This is a genomic window from Actinomadura geliboluensis (genome assembly GCF_043197915.1).
GTDB lineage: Bacteria > Actinomycetota > Actinomycetes > Streptosporangiales > Streptosporangiaceae > Spirillospora > Spirillospora geliboluensis.
The window spans coordinates 30,969-47,356 of sequence record NZ_JBICUA010000023.1; the positions used below are offsets into that span (position 1 = coordinate 30,969).

Consider the following 16,388-nt stretch of genomic DNA (forward strand, 5'->3'; position numbering starts at 1 on the left):
CTCCGGCGGGCCGATAGGCTCTGCGGCATGGCGACCCTGGTATTGCTCCGGCATGGCGAAAGCGTTTGGAACGCGGAAGGGCTGTTCACCGGCTGGGTGGACGTCGACCTGTCCGCGAAGGGCGAGAGCGAGGCGACCCGCGGCGGCGACCTGCTGCTCGACGCCGACATCACCCCCGACGTGGTGCACACCTCCCTGCTGAAGCGGGCCATCCGCACCGCCAACATCGCCCTGGACGTCGCGGACCTCCTCTGGATCCCGGTGAAGCGCTCCTGGCGGCTGAACGAGCGCCACTACGGCGCCCTCCAGGGCAAGAACAAGGCGCAGACGCGCGAGGAGTTCGGCGAAGAGCAGTTCATGACCTGGCGCCGCTCCTACGACACCCCGCCGCCGCCCATCAAGGACGACGACCCGCTGTCCCAGGTCAACGACCTCCGCTACGCCGAGCTGCCGTCCGAGCTGATCCCGCGCACGGAGTGCCTCGCCGACGTCGTCGACCGGCTGCTGCCCTACTGGTACGACTCGATCGTCCCCGACCTGGCCGCCGGCAAGACCGTGATGGTCGCGGCGCACGGCAACTCGCTGCGCGCCATGGTCAAGCACCTGGACGACATCTCCGACGAGCAGATCGTCGGCCTGAACATCCCGACCGGCATCCCGCTCGTCTACGAGCTCGACGACGACTTCAGCCCGCTCAAGCGCGGCGGCGAGTACCTCGACCCGGCCGCCGCGAAGGCCGCGATCGAGGCCGTCAAGAACCAGGGCGCCGCGAAGTCGGACGGCCCCAAGCCGCCGACGCCGCCCGCGAAGGACGCCAAGGACGCGAAGAAGGACAAGCCCCGCCGCGGCCGCAAGAAGTGACGCCCGAGGGGCCGCCGCGGCGGCCCCTCACCCCGCGAACGCGGAGGCGATCCCCGCGCCGACGGCCGCGAGCCCGGCGAACGCCAGCGGTCCGGTCGCCCACGCGCAGGCCCGCGCCTGCCGCTCCGACGCCCCCGCGCGCACGAGGGTGCGCCGGACGTCCCCGTAGGGCGAACCGCTCCGATCGGGCATCGGCATGAACGCCACCGGCGCGTACAGCAGGCTCAGCACGAGCGCCGCCGCCCGCGCGAACAGCCCGTCCAGCGCGGCGTGCACCGCGAGCAGGACCAGCCCGAACGCGATCATGCCGACGATGTACAGGATGGCCGACCTCACGGCTGCCCGCAGGACGCCGCCCCCGGCGGACCGCACGACCGGTGCCCAGAGCTTGCAGATCATGTCGGTCCGCAGGACGGACACCCAGATCACGAACGCCAGGATGCCGATCACGACGGCCGCGGCCTCCCGCCATGACGACATGCCGTCCTCCCCGGGGTCGGATCACATCCTCGAGTGAATGATCTCAAACCCGGGCGCCGCAGGACAGGCGCGGCGAAAGCTCCGGCGCGGCCGCGGGAAGGAACCGCCGGGGGCCGCCTCCTCGGCGGCCCCCGGCTAAGGCGTGATCTTCACGACGGCTTCGTCTCCCTTGATTCCGAGGGCTTCGATGGAGATGTTCTGCAGCCGGCTGCGGACCTTGGCGCTCGCGGAGACGGAGAAGGACGAGCCGCCGCCGTCCGTGGACTTGCAGGTGATCTCGTCCCCGCTGATGGTGATCTGGACCGGGGTCATGCCGAACTCGTCGTCAAGAGGAATCTCGGCCCCGTTGCCGACGCGGACGGTGCAGTCGGCGTCGGCGCAGGCTTTGAGGTCGGTCCCGTCCGCGGCTTCGGGGAGGGACGCCTGCCCGCAGCCGGCGAGCACGAGCCCGAGGGCCGCGGCGAAGGGCAGCGCCCTACTGATCTGCATGGTCTTGGTCTGCATGGTCTTGGTCTGCATGGTCGTCTGCCTACTCGTGCTCGATCGGGATGACCGCTTTGCGTCCCTCGGCCCCGCCCCTGCCAGCGCCGCCCGTGTTCCCGTTACCGTCGGCATCGGCATCCTTCCTCGACGTGGTCGGTGGAAGTATGGCCGAACGGCTCCGGGACCGGTCCCGGAGCGGCTCACTCCAGGAACGCCAGGTCGGACTGGACGATCGTGGCGCTGACGAGCAGTTCGGTGATCAGGTTGTGGTTGAGCTGGTTGCCCAGCGGCGGCGAAAGCTCGCTCTCCCGCAGGCCCGGGACGTGCGGGGTGAGGCGCTTGCGCACCTCGGCGACGATGTGGGCGGCGCGCTTGGCGGTCCATCGTTCGTCCGGACGCAGGCGGCCCAGTTCGTCGGCGACCTGGACCCAGGTGAGGGGCTGCGGGTCGGGCTCTTGGGCGAGGTAGCGGCGGCTCAGGCAGACCAGGACGAGGTGTTCGACGGGTGTGAGCGGCCAGCCGTCCGGGTCGGAGGTGCCGACCTCGTGCCGGTCTTCGGCCTCCCAGCGGGTTCGGGGGGCGATGCTCACTTCGAGCAGGTGCTCCTGGTTCGGGGCGACGATGATCAGGGGAGTGTAGGACGGGGGGAGCGCGGCGTGATGTCCGCCGAGGACGAGGCGGTCGGGGAACCGGATCGCCAGCCTGCCGATGTTGTGCAGCACCCAGTGCGAGCCGTCATGGCGGATGTATCCGGCTCGGCGGCTGACGTACGGGTCGTGGCCTCCCACACAGACGTGCACGTCCGGCTCGCCCCGCCCGAAGATGAGGGAGAACCGGGCTTCCGGCGCCACGCGCATCCCGCCGCTCGGCCCCCGGGCGAACAGCGTCCCCGGGGCGGCGGGCGGCAGGCCGTGGGCGAGGTCGCCGCCCCCGGCGGGCAGGATGTCGACCTTTGGCCGAGGTCTGGTCCCGTCCATCAGTAGATGCCCTCCGCGTGGCCCGTGCCCCCGCCGACGTTGACCCCGCGGGTGAGGAGCCGCCCGTCCACGTCGACGTTGTAGCGGACCTCGCCGCCGCCGCTCCGCAAGTCGAGCTCGTACGCCGTCCTGGGCACCGAGGACGGTATCGGCACCGTGATCTCCCACGGCAGTTCGACGTTCTCCACGGTCTTGGACTCGCCGTTCACCGTGTACGTCAGCGACTCGACCTCGCCGTCCCCGGAGAGGGAGAAGCGGATCACGCCGACCGGCGTGGGCGACGCGGCCGGCGCCGACCGGGACGCCGGCGCCGCCGGGGTCGCCTGGGCGGGCGCGCCCGCGGCGTCCGTCCCGGGGTCTCGGCCCTGGTACCAGAGGGCGGCGGAGACTCCCGCGGCCAGGAGCACGATCACGGCGACGGCGGCGACGACGACCGGGGTCCGGTCGCGGCGCGGGGCGGGAGGGTGCGCGGCCTCGCGCCGCCGCCGGTCGATCTCGGTCGCGATCGGGGACGGCCAGGCGGCCTCGGGGGCGGATTCCGCGAGCCGCTCGGCCAGCTCCCCGGCGGTGGGCCGCAGCGACGGGTCGCGCTCCATGCAGCCGGCGATGATCGCACGCAGCGACTCATCCGGGATCCGGTCGAACCGCGGCCGTTCGGAGCGCAGCCGGGCGAGCCGCTCGTGCCACGGGCCGGTACCGAACGGCTCCTTGCCGGTGGACGCGTACAGCAGCGTCGCCCCGAGCGTGAAGACGTCGCTCGCCGGGCCGATCCGGTCGCCGGCGGCCTGCTCGGGGGACATGAACCCCGGCGAACCGAGGGTGGTCTCGGAGTGCGTGATCGTGGCGGCGTCCAGCGCGCGGGCGATCCCGAAGTCGATCACGCGCGGGCCGTCCGCGGTCAGCAGGACGTTCGCGGGCGTCAGGTCTCGGTGGACGATCCCGGCCCGGTGCAGTTCGAGCAACGCCTCCGCGACGCCCGCCGCCAGGTACCGGACGACGTCCGGCGGCAGCGGGCCCCAGTTCCGGACGGCTTCCCGCAGCGGCACCGACGGCAGGTACTCGGTCGCCAGCCACGGGCGCGGGGCGTCCGGATCGGCGTCGACGACGGGGGCGGTGAACCCGCCGCCGACCGTCGCCGACAGCTCCGCCTCGCGCCGGAACCGCTCCCGGAACCGCGGGTCGGCACCGAACTCGGGGTGCACGAGCTTGACGGCCACGACCCGCCCGGCGGCGGAACGCCCCAGGTAGACCGTCCCCATGCCGCCGGAGCCGAGCCGCGCGAGCAGCCGGTAGCCGCCCTGCGGCGCCTCGACCGTGCGCGGGTCGCCGGGCTCAAGAGCCTCCACGCGATCCTCCGGGGGTCTCGGGCGGAGCGAGCGCTCGGACATGCCCGTCCTCCGTTACGGCGAACACCCGTCCGGCGGCGCTCACGGGGACGCTGACCCGGATCGTCTCCGCCGCATACGTCCAGCGGACGCGGCCGTCTGCCGCGTTCAACGCGTACAGTGTGCCGTCGGTGCACGCTGCGTACAAGATCGCGCCCGACAGCCGCAGCGCGGTCGCCTGGCTCCTGGGGTCGTTCTCCACCCGCGCGAGGCGGCGTGACCAGGCCGTCCGCCCGGTGGACGCCTCCAGGGCGAGGATCTCGGCGTCCGCCCCCTCCATGTAGAGGAGGCCGTCGCCGAGCCGTCCCGACCGGGCGGCCACGTTCTGGCGCCGCCACAGGACGCCTCCGTCGGCGGCCCGTAGCGCGTGCAGGGTTCCGACGCGGTCGCAGGCGAAGACCAGCTCCCGGCCGATGATCAGGTAGTCGCCGTGGTCCATCGGCCGCGTCCACCGGGCCCGTCCGGTGCCGGCCTCCAGCGCGGCCAGCCGGTCGGACGACGCGGCGACCACGAGGTCTCCGCGGGCGGCGATCGCGTCCGGGTCGTCGCCGAGCCGGCTCGTCCAGAGCCGCCGCCCGTCCGCACGGTTCAGCGCGCCGGCGCCCGCCCGCCCGTCCCGGCCGGCCCGCGAGACGGCGAAGCAGACCACCCGGTCGGATGCCGCCAGACGGCTCGGGCCCTCGCCGAACGCGAAGTCGTACGTCCATCGCGTGCCGCCGGAGGACGCCCGGACGGCGCGCAGCCGCCTGCCCTCGTTCTCCGCCAGGTACACGTCGTCGCCGGAGACGGTGGCGGACGCGTCGTCGCGCTTCCACAGCCGCTCACCGCTGCCCGGGTCCAGTGCCCGTACGCTCTCCTCGGCGCTCACCAGGACCACGCCTCCGGCGGTCTCCAAGCCCGCGTTCTCGTGGCCGAGCGGCCGTTTCCACAGCGGGACGCCTTCGGGCGGCGGCTTCGAGGGTCCCCGGGAGCCGCCGGACGCGGGCCCGCCGGCCGTCCCGTCGCGCAGGAGCACGCCCGTCCCCGCGGCGGCCAGCACGCCCGCGCCGATCCCGGCGAGCACCGTCCGGCGTCCCGGACGCCGCGGTCCCGCAGGCGGCGGCGCCTCCGGGACGACCTCGGCCGTGCGGCGCTCCACCTCCGCGGCGACCGGTGCGGGCAGCCAGCCGACGCCCAGCAGGGGCGGGCCGCCGAGCGCCCCGAGCCGGTCCAGCACCTCGGCGGCCGACGGGCGCGTGGACGCCTCGGCCCGCAGGCACGCCGTCACCAGGTCCCGCAGCCACGGTTCCGTGATCGCACCGAGGTCCGCCTGGACGTTCATCACCCGCAGGTGGCGGGCGTGCACCGGGCCGGTCCCGAACGGCTCGACCCCGGAAGCCGCGTAGGCCAGCGTCGCACCGAGGGTGAAGACGTCGGAGGCCGGGCCGATCTCCCGCCCCCGCACCTGCTCGGGGGACATGAACCCGGGCGAGCCGATCGGGTGGCCGGCGCGGGTGAGGGGGGCGGCGTCGTCCGGCCGCGCGATGCCGAAGTCGATCACCCGGGGGCCGCCCGCGGTCAGCAGCACGTTCGCCGGTTTCAGATCGCGGTGCACGAGTCCGCCGCGGTGGATCGCCGCGAGCGCCTCGGCGAGCCCGGCGGCCAGCGCTCGTGCGGCGTCCGCGGGCAGCGGCCCGAACTCCGCGACCGCCTCCCGCAGCGACGGCCCCGGCAGGTAGGCGGTGGCGAGCCACGGCGTCGGCGCGTCCGCGCCCGCGTCCAGGACGGGCGCGGTGAAGGCGCCGACGACCCGGCGGGCGGCGTCCACCTCGCGGCGGAACCGGGCACGGTACCTGGCCTGCCCGGCGTACCGGCTGTGGACGACCTTCACCGCCACCGGCCGTCCGCTGCGGGACCGGGCGAGGTACACCCTGCCCATGCCGCCGGCGCCGAGCCGGGCCACCACCCGGTAGGGGCCGATCCTGTCCGGATCGCCCGGCTGAAGGGGCTCCACCGCTATGCCCTCCGTGAACGCCGTCTCGGGTGGGCAGCAGGCTAGCGCGGTCCGCCGAGTGAAGGCGTGTCACCTTCCGGGGGCGCCGCGTCCACGCGGGTGCCGGGCCTACTGAACCTCGGTGATCTCCTCGGGGCGCTGCCCGGTCACCAGGTAGACGACGTTCTCCGCCACGTGGACGGCGTGGTCGGCGAAGCGCTCGAAGTAGCGCCCGGCCAGGGTGATGTCGACGGCCGGCTCGACGCCGTGCTTCCACTTGGGGGACAGCAGGATGTCGAACAGCCGCCGGTGGAGGCGGTCCATCTGGTCGTCGTCGGCGTCGAGTTCGAGGCCCATCTCGACGTCCTGGGACGCGATGACGCTGCCCGTCTTGGCGATCATGCGCTCGGCGATCTGCCCCATCTCTAGGACGGTCGCCTGCAGCTCCGGCGGGACGGCCGTCTCGGGGTGCCGCCGGCGGGCGGTCTTGGCGATGTGCACGGCGAGGTCGCCCATGCGCTCCAGGTCGCCGCTCATCCGCAGCGCCGTGATCAGCGTGCGCAGGTCGCCGGCGACCGGCTGCTGGCGCGCCATCAGGTCGAAGACGGTCGCCTCGATGTCGGCGTCGATCTTGTTGACGTGCTCGTCACCGCTGATGACCTCCTCCGAGAGCCGCAGGTCGGCGTCCAGCAGGGCGGTCACCGCGCGGGCCATCGCGGACCGGACGAGGCGGGTCATCTCCACCAGGCTGTCGGTGAGGGAGTCGAGCTCCTCGTGGTAGGCGTCGCGCAATTGAAGTCCTTCGCTGTGAACCGGGGGAGGGCGGACTCGCCCACGCAACAGCCTGCCCGGCCGTCATGAACGACCCCGGAGGAGAAGGTGAACTTTAAGGGAACGAGACGTACCTGACCTGCATCTCGGGGAAGGGTAGCTCGTTTCGCCGCTTACGATCCGTGGTGTGGAGGTCGAGATTGTCGCGAGCCTCGCCGGGCTCGCCGGGCTCGCCATCGGGCTCACGACTGGATTGGCGGTGCGCGTGAGCGAGCGAGCCCAGCGGACGGTGCCCCAGACCGCCCCGGTGGGAACACTGCCCCCGGGCGTGGCGTCGGTGCTGAGCGTCCTGCGGTCGTCGGCCGTGGTCGTGGACGGGGAGGACCGGGTGCTGCGCGCCAGTTCCGCCGCGCGCGCCTACGGCCTCGTCAGCGGCGACCGGCTGGTGGTGGACGAGGTCCTCGCCATGGCCCGGCTCGTCCGCCGGGACGGGGAGATCCGGGAGACCGAGATCCAGGTCGGGCCGACGAGTGCGCGGAGCCGGGCGGACGGGCGCTGGTTCGCGGTCCGGGTCGCGCCGCTCGGCTCGCACGGGCTCGTCCTCGTGCTCGCCGAGGACCTCACCGACATGCACCGCACCGAGGCGATTCGGCGCGACTTCGTGGCGAACGTCAGCCACGAGCTGAAGACGCCGGTGGGCGCCCTGTCGCTGCTCGCCGAGACCGTCGAGAACGCCGCCGACGACCCCGAGGCCGTCCGGCGGTTCGCCGGGCGGATGCAGTACGAGTCGGTGCGGCTGACCAACCTCGTCCAGGACCTGATGACGCTGTCGCGGGTCCAGGGGGACGAGCCGCTCCCCGACCTCAAGCCCGTCGACCTGGACGAGGTCGTCGCGGAGGCGCTGGAGCGCTGCCAGTTCCGGGCCGGTGAGAAGGACATAGAGCTGGCGTCCGGCGGCGAGGCCGACCTCCAGGTCCGCGCCGACCAGGAGCTGCTCGTCACCGCGCTGCGCAACCTCGTCGACAACGCCGTGGCCTACAGCCCCGAGCGCACCCGGGTGGTGGTGTCGGCCCGGCGCTGCGACGACCGGCAGGTCGAGATCAACGTGACCGACCAGGGCATCGGCATCCCGGACGCCGAGATCGGCCGGATCTTCGAGCGGTTCTACCGGGTCGACCCGGCCCGCTCGCGGCGCACCGGCGGCACCGGGCTCGGCCTCGCCATCGTCAAGCACGTCACCGGCAAGCACGGCGGCGACGTGACGGTGTGGAGCAAGGAGGGCCACGGGTCGACGTTCACGATCCGGCTCCCGCTGCTCGACGCCCCCCTTCGTCCCGCCTCAGGGACCGCAACGCAAGCCCCAGAGAACACCGCCCGGGAGGCATCACCGTGACCCGCGTGCTCGTCGTGGAAGACGAGGAGTCGTTCAGCGACGCACTGTCGTACAACCTGCGCAAGGAGGGCTTCGAGGTGGCGGTCGCCGCCACCGGCCCCGACGCGCTGGACATCTTCGAGCGCAACGGTGCCGACCTCGTGCTGCTCGACCTGATGCTGCCCGGCCTGCCGGGCACCGAGGTGTGCCGGGAGCTGCGCGCCAAGTCCAGCGTCCCGGTGATCATGCTGACCGCGAAGGACAGCGAGGTCGACAAGGTCGTCGGGCTGGAGCTCGGCGCCGACGACTACGTCACCAAGCCGTTCTCCACCCGGGAGCTGATCGCCCGGATGCGGGCCGTGCTGCGCCGCCAGGGCGAGGTGGACGAGCCGGCGCCCGCGACGCTGGAGGCCGGGCCGGTCCGGATGGACGTCGAACGGCACGTCGTCAGCGTCGGCGGCGAGCCCGTGCAGCTGCCGCTGAAGGAGTTCGAGCTGCTGGAGGTGCTGCTCCGCAACGCCGGCCGCGTCCTCACCCGGATGCAGCTGATCGACCGCGTCTGGGGCGCCGACTACGTGGGCGACACCAAGACGCTGGACGTCCACATCAAGCGCCTCCGCGCCAAGATCGAGGAGGCGCCGTCCACGCCGCGCTACATCGTGACCGTGCGCGGCCTGGGCTACAAGTTCGAGCCCTGATCGTGAGTGCCCCACCGGCATGAGGAACGGCCCGCTCCCGGCTGGGAGCGGGCCGTTCTCGCGTTCTCGCGTACGCGGGAGGGGGTCAGTGGCCCCCGGAGGCACCCGGCGTCTCGGTCGCGCCGGGCGACGGCGACCCGGTCGCGCCGGGCGTCTCGGTCGTGCCGGGCGAGGGCGACCCGGTCGTGCCCGGCGACGGGCTGCCGGTCGCCCCGGGCGTGCCGGTCGGCTGCGTCGTGGGCGTGGCGAGCGGGTAGGTGGCGAAGTCCTCCTGGTGCGGGGCCACGGGCACCTGGAACTCGATGGCGCCGGCGTGCTCGAACTGCATCCGCACCGGGACGGTCGACCCGGCGACCAGGTCCTGGGTGAGCCCGCTCAGCACCACGAGCGGCTGGTCGCCCGGGCCGGGGGTCACCGGGAGGCCGCTCTCCTGCGGGCTGGTGGTGTTCTCCGACGTCGGGGTGCTGGTGGTGTTCGGCGTGGCGCCGGTGCCGGCTGTGGTCCGCGGGCTCGCGGTGCCGGTCGGCTGCCCGGTCTGCCCGCCGGTCGGCGTGGCGGAGGCGGTCGCCTTCGGCTGCGGCTTGCCGAGCAGGGAGACCATGCCGCCCATCCCGTCCACCGAGGCGGGCGGCAGCGTGACGGAGCCGCCCGCGATCTTCGCCTTGCCGAAGGCGGGCGAGCTGACCGCGACCAGCCGGTCCGGGCGGCCCTTGACCTGGTTGATCAGCACGCCGTAGAGCGGGACGTCCGCGCCCGCCTTGAGCAGCTGCCCGTCCTGCGCGCCCAGCAGGAACATGTTGCGCAGGTCGATCTGGGTCGCGGCCTTCTTGTCCATGGGGATCGCCACGTTGACGCCCTCGGTCAGCCGCGTCGGCGCGGCGGACTGGGGCGACATGCCGGCGCCGCAACCGGAGATCACCGGCGCGATCGCGACGGCGCCCGCCACGGCGAGCACGACCACTCGACGGCTGTTTCGGATCACGGCGTCGGTCTCCTCGCGAGATGTCATGGTGATGGCGGCGTGAGATACGCCAGGGGAAGCGTAGCGAGACCCTGGCGCGGACCCCTCCCCGGGGTCGCCGACACGCCCGCGCACGTCCGGATCATGCTCGCGCACGCGCGGAACATGCGCATGCGCGCACGAAGATCAGATCGGGCCGGAGGGCCGGGCCGGCCGGGGCTCAGTAGCCGGTGCCGAGCGCCTCGACCCGGCCGGTGAGCTCGGGGCCCGGCCTGGGGCCCCGGACGATCTCGGTCACGATGCCGTCCGGCTGGACGAACACGGCGGTGAGGCCGGTGCCGGTGGGGCCGGGCGTGCCGGGCGCGGGGGAGTAGGCCGCGGCGAGGACGCCCGCCCGGTCCTCCAGGATCAGCGGGGTGCCGCCGTGGGCGGTGCCCGCGCACGCCTTCAGGTCCTTCATCGGGGTCGCCTTCTTGCCGGGGGCCGGGCGCGGGTCGGCGACGAGCCAGAAGTTGAGCTTGTACTGCCAGGTCTTGGCGGCGAGGTCGGCCACCACGCTCTCGCACTCGTACGCGGGCGGGACGATGCCGATCACGCCGGGGCGCAGGTCGCGCAGCGAGGTGGCCACGTCGCCGTCCGCGCCGGTGCCGACCTCCCGGTCCGGCAGCAGCCCGCCGATCTCGCCGGGGCTCGCGGACGGGCGGGGGGCGAGCTGCGCGCCGGTCGGCCGCGGCACCGGGCGCGGGCCGAACGCCGTCATGAGCACACCGCTGAGCAGCGCCACCAGCAGCGCGCCCGCGATGATCGGGATCGCGACGCCGAACCGGGTGACCGGGCGGGTGAGCCTCCGGACCCGGGCGCGGCGCCGCCGGCGCCGCTCCTCGCGGTGGTAGGCGGCCATGTCGCGCTCGAGCTCGCGCGCGTCATCGGGCACCACGACGTCAACGCGGGGAAGCCCGTAGTCGTCGGGGTCGCCGCCGTCCGGCCTCACGCCGCACCTCCCTCAACGGGTCGCGTCACCCGGGCCGCCGTCCAGTTCGAACCCTTCCGGGCGCTTCGTACCCGCACCGCGCGGAAGGCTCACCTCCCAGTATGGAACGCGTGCGCGGGTCCGGCGGGACGGATGCTTGTCACGGCGACCCCTTACCGGTAATGGCGTTTCGATGGGATCACGGTGATCTCCCGGCTACACTGAGTACGGGGAACTGGACGCCGATGCACCATTAAAGGGCTTTGTCAATACCCCAATATGCGGTTTGACCTGCGCATATGCCTGGATGGCCGGTTCAGCCATGCTCGTTTCCGTGCTACCCTGGTTCTAGCGGAAGGGGTACTTGTCACATGACTTTCCAGGTCGGCGACACCGTCGTCTACCCCCACCATGGGGCTGCTCGGATCGAGGCCATCGAGACTCGCACCATCAAGGGTGAGGACAGGACCTATCTGGTCCTGAAGGTTGACAAGGGTGACCTGACAGTGCGGGTCCCGGTTGAGAACGTCGAGGACGTGGGCGTCCGGGACGTCGTCGGCCAAGAAGGACTTGAGAAGGTGTTCGAGGTGCTTCGCGCACCCTACACCGAAGAGCCCACCAACTGGTCGCGCCGGTATAAGGCGAACCTTGAGAAGCTCGCCTCCGGTGATGTCAACAAGGTCGCCGAGGTCGTCCGCGACCTCTGGCGGCGCGACAAGGAGCGCGGCCTGTCCGCGGGTGAGAAGCGGATGCTCGCCAAGGCGCGCCAGATCCTGGTCAGCGAGCTCGCGCTCGCCGAGAAGACCAACGAGGACAAGGCAGAGGCCCTGCTGGACGAGGTCCTGGCCAGCTGAGCGGTCGACCGAATTGAGCACGAGGCTGCCACGGGTGGGCGTCGGAACCGACGTCCACCCGTTCTCGTCCACCCCGCGCCCGCTCAGGGTCGCGGGGCTCGAATGGCCGGGTGAGGGCCACGGCCTCGCCGGGCACTCCGACGGCGACGTCGCCGCGCACGCCGCGTGCGACGCCCTCCTGTCGGCCTGCGGGCTCGGCGACCTCGGCGCCGTCTTCGGCACCGCCGACCCGCGCTGGTCCGGCGCGTCCGGCGTCGACCTCCTCGGCGAGGTCGCCCGCCGCGTCACCGAGGCGGGCTTCACCATCGGCAACGTGGCCGTCCAGATCATCGGCAACCGCCCGAAGATCGGCAAGCGCCGCGCGGAGGCCGAGAAGACCCTCACCGAGGCCCTCGGCGGCGCCCCGGTGACGATCTCCGCCACCACCACCGACGGCCTCGGTCTCACCGGCCGGGGCGAGGGCCTCGCCGCCGTGGCGACCGCCCTGGTCCTGCCTCCCGGCCCCTAGCCCTGGGCCGGGTGGACGGTGCCGGTCACCTCGCCCAGGGTGATGCGCGAGCCGGACGCCCCCGGCGCCTGCGCGCGGATCGTGACCGTGTCGCCGTCCTCCAGGAACGTGCGCTTCGCGCCGTCGGGCAGTTCGAGGGGCTCCTGGCCGTTCCAGCTCAGCTCCAGCATGCAGCCGCGCTGGTCGCGTTCGGGGCCCGAGACCGTCCCGGAGGCGAACAGGTCGCCGGTGCGCAGCGGCGCGCCGTTCACCGTGGCGTGCGCGAGCTGCTGCGGCGACGTCCAGTACATCGACGCGAACCGCGGGCGCGCCGCCACCTGCCCGTTGATCAGCACCTCCAGGCGCAGGTCCAGGCCCCACGGCTCGTCGCAGCGCAGGTAGTCCAGCGGCGCCGGGTCCTGGACGGGCGGGTCGGTGCGCGCGGCCTCCAGCGCCGCGACCGGCACCACCCACGAGGAGACCGACGTCGCGAACGACTTGCCGAGGAACGGCCCGAGCGGCTGCGACTCCCATGCCTGCAGGTCGCGCGCGCTCCAGTCGTTCACCAGCACGTACCCGAACACGTGGTCGCGGAACGCGCCCGTCGCGACGCCCCGGCCGGCCGAGGACGGGACGCCCGCGACGAACCCGACCTCCGCCTCGAAGTCCAGCCGCAGCGACGGGCCGTAGGACGGCTCGTCGTCGCCGGGCGCGCGGCGCTGCCCGCACGGCCGGATGATCGGCGTCCCCGACGGGTACACGGTGCCCGCGCGGCCGTGGTACCCGACCGGCAGCCGCTTCCAGTTGGGCGGCAGCGGGTCGCCGGACGGCCGGAAGATCCGCCCGGCGTTCACGGCGTGGTGCTCGTTCGAATAGAAGTCGACGTAGTCGGCGACCTCGAACGGCCGCAGCAGCTCCACGTCCGCGACCGGCAGCAGGTGCGGCTCGACCCGGTCCCGGTACGACGGGTCGGTGAGCAGCTCCGTCACCCGCTCCCGGTTCGCCCGCCACGCGCGGCGCCCCGCGACCATGAACGCGTTCAGCGAGCCCGAGGCGAAGTAGCGCCGGTCCTCCACCAGCCCGGCCGCGGACATCGCGACCAGGTCGAGGACGCGGTCGCCGATGGCGACGCCGACGCGCGGCAGCTCCCCGGGGCGCGCGAACACCCCGTACGGCAGGTTCTCGATGCCGAACCCGGCGTCCTCGTCCACCTCAACCCACGACTCGGTCGTCATGGAGACATATCTTCCCCCGTGTCCGGCGATTCGATCAGGCCCAGCCGGTGCAGTTCCGCGCGCGCCGCGCCGAGGCGCCGGACGCAGACCGCGGCCAGCAGCCGGCGGGCGGCCCGCGCGGCCGCGTCCGGGAGCTCGCGAGCCTTGGCGGCCAGGCCCGCCGCGTCGGTGCGGTCGAGGATCCGCGCGATGTCGCGTTCACCGGCGTCGTCGGCGGCGTGCGCCGCAGCCAGCAGGACGGTCAGGGCCTCGTGGGCCGTCCCGGCCGGGCAGGTGAAGTCGAGTTCGCGCTCGGCGCAGGCCGCGATGAACGCCGCCGGCGCCGTCCGGGTCGCGGCGCCGAGGGGCACGCCGTGGTCGCGGGCGGCGGCGATGCGGTCCAGCGCGTCCCGCCAGCCGGGCGAGGGGCGCACCTCGACGCGCGCGGGGACCCCGGCGGGCAGCCGCGCCACCGCCACGGCCACGGCCCGCGCCTGGTCGGCGTCCTCCGACACGGCGATCTCCACGGCCGGGAGCCGGACCCGCGGCTCCGCCTCGACCGCGTCCAGCGCCTTCGGCAGCTCCTCGAGGCCGGTGTCCGCGACGAGGACGAGGTCGAGGAGGTCCTCCGGGACGAGATGGGTCCGCAGTTCCGCGAACCGGGACGCGGGGCAGCGCAGCCGCCCGGTGACCGGCGCGCGGGCGGCGGCCCGGTAGGCGGGCAGGGCCTCGGCCGGCGGGGCGGAGGCCGGCGGGGCGAGCGCGGCGTCGTCGAGGAGCCGAGCGAGGAGGGCGCTCATGCCGGGCCCCCTACCCCGGACCCGTCCCGCTAGTCGGCGGGCGGGGTGGGGCCGCTGCGGAAGTTGCCGGACGGCGGCGGGTTCCACTCCTTGGCCGGGCGGTCGCCGGCGTCGGGGTCCTCGGCGCGGTCGGCGGGCGGCGCGTCGTGGAGGTCCTCGTCCGCGCCGGGCGGGCCGGACGGGACGGGCACCACGATGTCGGGGCGGGTCGTCGCCGCCACCTGCCGCTTCGGCGCCTCCTCGCGGTCATGGCTCCGGACGAGTTCGACGTCCGTCGGCAGCAGCGCCGGGACGGGGTCGAGCGACGGCCGGGGCTCGGGGAGCGCGTCCAGCGGCGGCGCCGGCTCGGACGACAGGCTCCCGGCGTACGGGGCGTCCGCGAACCCGCCGGGCTCCAGGGCGGCGGGCTGCTGCCCGGCGGGCTCGTGCGCGTCCGCCGCGTGGGGCTCCGGCTCCTGAGCCTCCGGCTCGTGGTGTTCCGGTTCGTGGATCTCCGGCTCGGGGGCGGCGGTCTCCGGGAGGAACGGGATCAGCTCGTCCTGTTCCTCGGGCAACTGTTCCCCGGGGAAGGGGGCGTGCGGCTCCGGCGCGGTCTCGGCGGGGGCCTCCAGGGCGAGCGGGGGCGCGGCCGGCTCCAGCACCTTCACGTGGCCGCGCTGCTGCGTCTCCGCGGGCGCGCCCGCGTCGTCGGCGGCGGGCCGGGCCACCCGGATCTGCTTGAACATCGTCAGCCACAGCCAGAGCGCGATCACCAGCATGACGTGCGGCGCCACGGCGATCCCGGCCTTCACCGCGTCGTCCGGCAGGGACGCGTAGCCCCACACGGAGTGCTGGACGTGCAGCGTGGCGCCCCCGGCGACGAGGGCGAGCAGCAGCGCCCAGCGCAGCAGCCGCGTCCACCAGCGGGCGCCCCGGGTGACGACCAGCGACAGGATCGTCATCGCGACGAGCGTGTCGGCCATCACCGGGTACAGCGGCGCCCAGCGCCGGCTCACCCCGCCGGCGAGCGCGAGTTCACGGAGCACGGCGTAGGTGAGCACGTACGCGCCGGCCGCGAGCGCGGCGACGACGAGGCCGGCGAGGGCGGTCAGCAGCCGCCGCTGCCCGCGGCTGTAGGCGGGCCGGGTCCGATCAGTTGGCATCGAGTCTCGTTCCGGGGGAGAGGGCGCCTGAGGTCCTGAGCCGAGATTAACCAGCCCGGACCGCGCCGAACCGCAACTTCTTGGTGATCACTTTGTCGCTGTGCACCATAAGTGGGGAGACGTACGGTATGGACGACGACACCCCGAGGGGAGGCTGCGATGCCGTACGGCCGGTTCGTGGACGGAATGCGGGCCGGGCAGGCCCGGTAGCGCGGCGTGGCGCCGCCTCATGATCGGCTGGGCGAGCCGATCCGGACGTTCGACGGCAGGGCCGCGGGCCGCCGCACGTGGCTGTGGCTGGGCCTGCTGAGCCTGGCGTCGCTGGCGCTGATCCCCGGCGCCGTCTCCTACCTGCGCGACCGCGTCTGGTGGGTGGGGATCCCCGCGCTGCTGCTGGCGATGGGCTACGCGGCGGCCGCCGGCTGGATCGCGGGCCGCGACCGCCCGCGCCTCCGCCACCGGGTCGCGCGCCTCTACTCGGGCGGCCTCTCGGTCACCGGGCCGGACGGCGAGGCCGCCTACGCCTGGGACGAGCTGGCGTCGGTGACGGTCTCCGGTCGGCGCGGCGGGCCGCGGACCCGCTGGCGCTTCACGATCGTGGCGGAGGACGGCCGCGTGCTGCGCCTCGAAGACGACATCCCGGACGTCCGGGCGCTCGGCGTCGCCGTCGCGGAGGAGGTGACGGCCCGGCTCGTCCCGCGCTGCCTGGCGGCGGTGCGGGCCCGGGAGCCGGTGCGGCTGGGCCCGTTCACCGTGGACCTCGACGGGGTCGAGAAGGACGGCGAGCGGCTGCCGTGGAAGGACGTCCGGGACGTGGTGATCGAGAACGGGATGGTGGCCGTCCGGTCGCACCCCGGCCGGACGGACCTGATGGCGGTCGCCTCCCAGGTGCCGGACGCGCCGGCGCTGGCGGCCCTGTGCCACCGGCTCGGCGACGAGACCTGATCCCGCCGGAGAATTT

Annotated in this window: 17 protein-coding genes; 6 read left to right on the top strand and 11 right to left on the bottom strand. The window is 74.0% G+C overall.

Features of this window, described 5'->3' with window-relative positions:
• Nucleotides 1–27: 27 nt before the first annotated feature.
• Nucleotides 28–861: a phosphoglyceromutase gene (locus tag ACGFI1_RS43590; RefSeq protein WP_171069176.1), complete on the top strand. Its 834-nt coding sequence runs from the start codon at nt 28–30 to the stop codon at nt 859–861.
• Nucleotides 862–888: 27 nt separating this feature from the next.
• Here the strand turns inward: ACGFI1_RS43590 and ACGFI1_RS43595 are convergent, their stop codons facing one another.
• The 6 genes from ACGFI1_RS43595 to phoU form a co-directional block, all read right to left on the bottom strand.
• The gene (locus ACGFI1_RS43595; protein ID WP_392793514.1) at nt 889–1,341 is read right to left on the bottom strand and encodes a hypothetical protein; all 453 of its coding nucleotides are present in this window, start codon (nt 1,339–1,341) and stop codon (nt 889–891) included.
• Between the two features lie 135 nt (nt 1,342–1,476).
• Nucleotides 1,477–1,860 carry a hypothetical protein gene (locus tag ACGFI1_RS43600; RefSeq protein WP_392793515.1) on the bottom strand — a complete coding sequence of 128 codons (384 nt, stop codon included), beginning with the start codon at nt 1,858–1,860 and terminating at the stop codon, nt 1,477–1,479.
• Between the two features lie 164 nt (nt 1,861–2,024).
• A complete protein-coding gene (locus ACGFI1_RS43605; protein ID WP_392793516.1) occupies nt 2,025–2,801 on the bottom strand; it encodes a hypothetical protein in 777 nt (258 codons plus the stop codon).
• Complete coding sequence (locus tag ACGFI1_RS43610) at nt 2,801–4,147, bottom strand: serine/threonine-protein kinase (protein ID WP_392793517.1); 1,347 nt, start codon at nt 4,145–4,147, stop codon at nt 2,801–2,803. Before ACGFI1_RS43610 ends, ACGFI1_RS43605 begins: the two co-directional genes overlap by 1 nt.
• Entirely contained in the window at nt 4,134–6,179 is a 2,046-nt protein-coding gene (locus ACGFI1_RS43615) for a protein kinase domain-containing protein (RefSeq protein WP_392793518.1), read from the bottom strand. The genes ACGFI1_RS43610 and ACGFI1_RS43615 overlap by 14 nt, the downstream gene beginning before the upstream one ends.
• 108 nt (nt 6,180–6,287) lie before the next feature.
• A complete protein-coding gene (phoU, locus tag ACGFI1_RS43620) occupies nt 6,288–6,950 on the bottom strand; it encodes a phosphate signaling complex protein PhoU (RefSeq protein WP_301176158.1) in 663 nt (220 codons plus the stop codon).
• Nucleotides 6,951–7,116: 166 nt separating this feature from the next.
• Between phoU and ACGFI1_RS43625 the strand changes: the two genes are divergently transcribed.
• Together ACGFI1_RS43625 and ACGFI1_RS43630 are read left to right on the top strand one after the other, a co-directional pair.
• Nucleotides 7,117–8,322 (top strand): sensor histidine kinase, encoded by a 1,206-nt coding sequence (locus tag ACGFI1_RS43625; RefSeq protein ID WP_138638459.1) that lies wholly within the window; start codon nt 7,117–7,119, stop codon nt 8,320–8,322.
• A complete protein-coding gene (locus tag ACGFI1_RS43630; protein ID WP_386876503.1) occupies nt 8,319–8,999 on the top strand; it encodes a winged helix-turn-helix domain-containing protein in 681 nt (226 codons plus the stop codon). Before ACGFI1_RS43625 ends, ACGFI1_RS43630 begins: the two co-directional genes overlap by 4 nt.
• 85 nt (nt 9,000–9,084) lie before the next feature.
• Here the strand turns inward: ACGFI1_RS43630 and ACGFI1_RS43635 are convergent, their stop codons facing one another.
• Both ACGFI1_RS43635 and ACGFI1_RS43640 read right to left on the bottom strand, forming a co-directional pair.
• On the bottom strand, nt 9,085–9,981 hold the full coding sequence (locus ACGFI1_RS43635; protein ID WP_392793519.1) for a hypothetical protein: 897 nt from the start codon (nt 9,979–9,981) through the stop codon (nt 9,085–9,087).
• A gap of 199 nt (nt 9,982–10,180) precedes the next feature.
• Nucleotides 10,181–10,951 carry a hypothetical protein gene (locus tag ACGFI1_RS43640; RefSeq protein ID WP_387077883.1) on the bottom strand — a complete coding sequence of 257 codons (771 nt, stop codon included), beginning with the start codon at nt 10,949–10,951 and terminating at the stop codon, nt 10,181–10,183.
• Nucleotides 10,952–11,301: 350 nt separating this feature from the next.
• On the opposite strand from ACGFI1_RS43640, the gene ACGFI1_RS43645 reads away from it, so the two are divergent.
• Both ACGFI1_RS43645 and ispF read left to right on the top strand, forming a co-directional pair.
• Nucleotides 11,302–11,784 carry a CarD family transcriptional regulator gene (locus ACGFI1_RS43645; RefSeq protein ID WP_089328581.1) on the top strand — a complete coding sequence of 161 codons (483 nt, stop codon included), beginning with the start codon at nt 11,302–11,304 and terminating at the stop codon, nt 11,782–11,784.
• Nucleotides 11,785–11,818: 34 nt separating this feature from the next.
• Nucleotides 11,819–12,292, top strand: a complete 474-nt coding sequence (ispF, locus tag ACGFI1_RS43650; protein ID WP_392793521.1) for a 2-C-methyl-D-erythritol 2,4-cyclodiphosphate synthase — start codon at nt 11,819–11,821, stop codon at nt 12,290–12,292.
• Here ispF and fahA read toward each other — a convergent pair.
• From fahA to ACGFI1_RS43665, 3 genes are read right to left on the bottom strand one after another with little or no spacing between them, the layout of a single operon-like run.
• Nucleotides 12,289–13,506 (bottom strand): fumarylacetoacetase, encoded by a 1,218-nt coding sequence (gene fahA / locus ACGFI1_RS43655; RefSeq protein WP_392793522.1) that lies wholly within the window; start codon nt 13,504–13,506, stop codon nt 12,289–12,291. The two genes, ispF and fahA, sit on opposite strands and share 4 nt — an antisense overlap.
• Nucleotides 13,503–14,285 (bottom strand): hypothetical protein, encoded by a 783-nt coding sequence (locus ACGFI1_RS43660; RefSeq protein ID WP_392793524.1) that lies wholly within the window; start codon nt 14,283–14,285, stop codon nt 13,503–13,505. Before ACGFI1_RS43660 ends, fahA begins: the two co-directional genes overlap by 4 nt.
• Before the next feature lie 29 nt (nt 14,286–14,314).
• Nucleotides 14,315–15,427 carry a hypothetical protein gene (locus ACGFI1_RS43665; protein WP_392793526.1) on the bottom strand — a complete coding sequence of 371 codons (1,113 nt, stop codon included), beginning with the start codon at nt 15,425–15,427 and terminating at the stop codon, nt 14,315–14,317.
• A 216-nt stretch (nt 15,428–15,643) separates the two neighbouring features.
• Between ACGFI1_RS43665 and ACGFI1_RS43670 the strand changes: the two genes are divergently transcribed.
• Entirely contained in the window at nt 15,644–16,372 is a 729-nt protein-coding gene (locus ACGFI1_RS43670) for a DUF6585 family protein (protein ID WP_392793527.1), read from the top strand.
• The last annotated feature ends 16 nt before the right edge of the window (nt 16,373–16,388 follow it).

Excerpts from the sequence above, each read along its gene's own strand:
- ACGFI1_RS43590 (WP_171069176.1), top strand. The coding sequence starts at position 28 with ATGGCGACCCTGGTATTGCTCCGGCATGGCGAAAGCGTTTGGAACGCG.
- ACGFI1_RS43595 (WP_392793514.1), bottom strand. The coding sequence starts at position 1,341 with ATGTCGTCATGGCGGGAGGCCGCGGCCGTCGTGATCGGCATCCTGGCG.
- ACGFI1_RS43600 (WP_392793515.1), bottom strand. The coding sequence starts at position 1,860 with ATGCAGACCAAGACCATGCAGACCAAGACCATGCAGATCAGTAGGGCG.
- ACGFI1_RS43605 (WP_392793516.1), bottom strand. The coding sequence starts at position 2,801 with ATGGACGGGACCAGACCTCGGCCAAAGGTCGACATCCTGCCCGCCGGG.
- ACGFI1_RS43645 (WP_089328581.1), top strand. The coding sequence starts at position 11,302 with ATGACTTTCCAGGTCGGCGACACCGTCGTCTACCCCCACCATGGGGCT.
- fahA (WP_392793522.1), bottom strand. The coding sequence starts at position 13,506 with ATGACGACCGAGTCGTGGGTTGAGGTGGACGAGGACGCCGGGTTCGGC.
- ACGFI1_RS43660 (WP_392793524.1), bottom strand. The coding sequence starts at position 14,285 with ATGAGCGCCCTCCTCGCTCGGCTCCTCGACGACGCCGCGCTCGCCCCG.
- ACGFI1_RS43665 (WP_392793526.1), bottom strand. The coding sequence starts at position 15,427 with ATGCCAACTGATCGGACCCGGCCCGCCTACAGCCGCGGGCAGCGGCGG.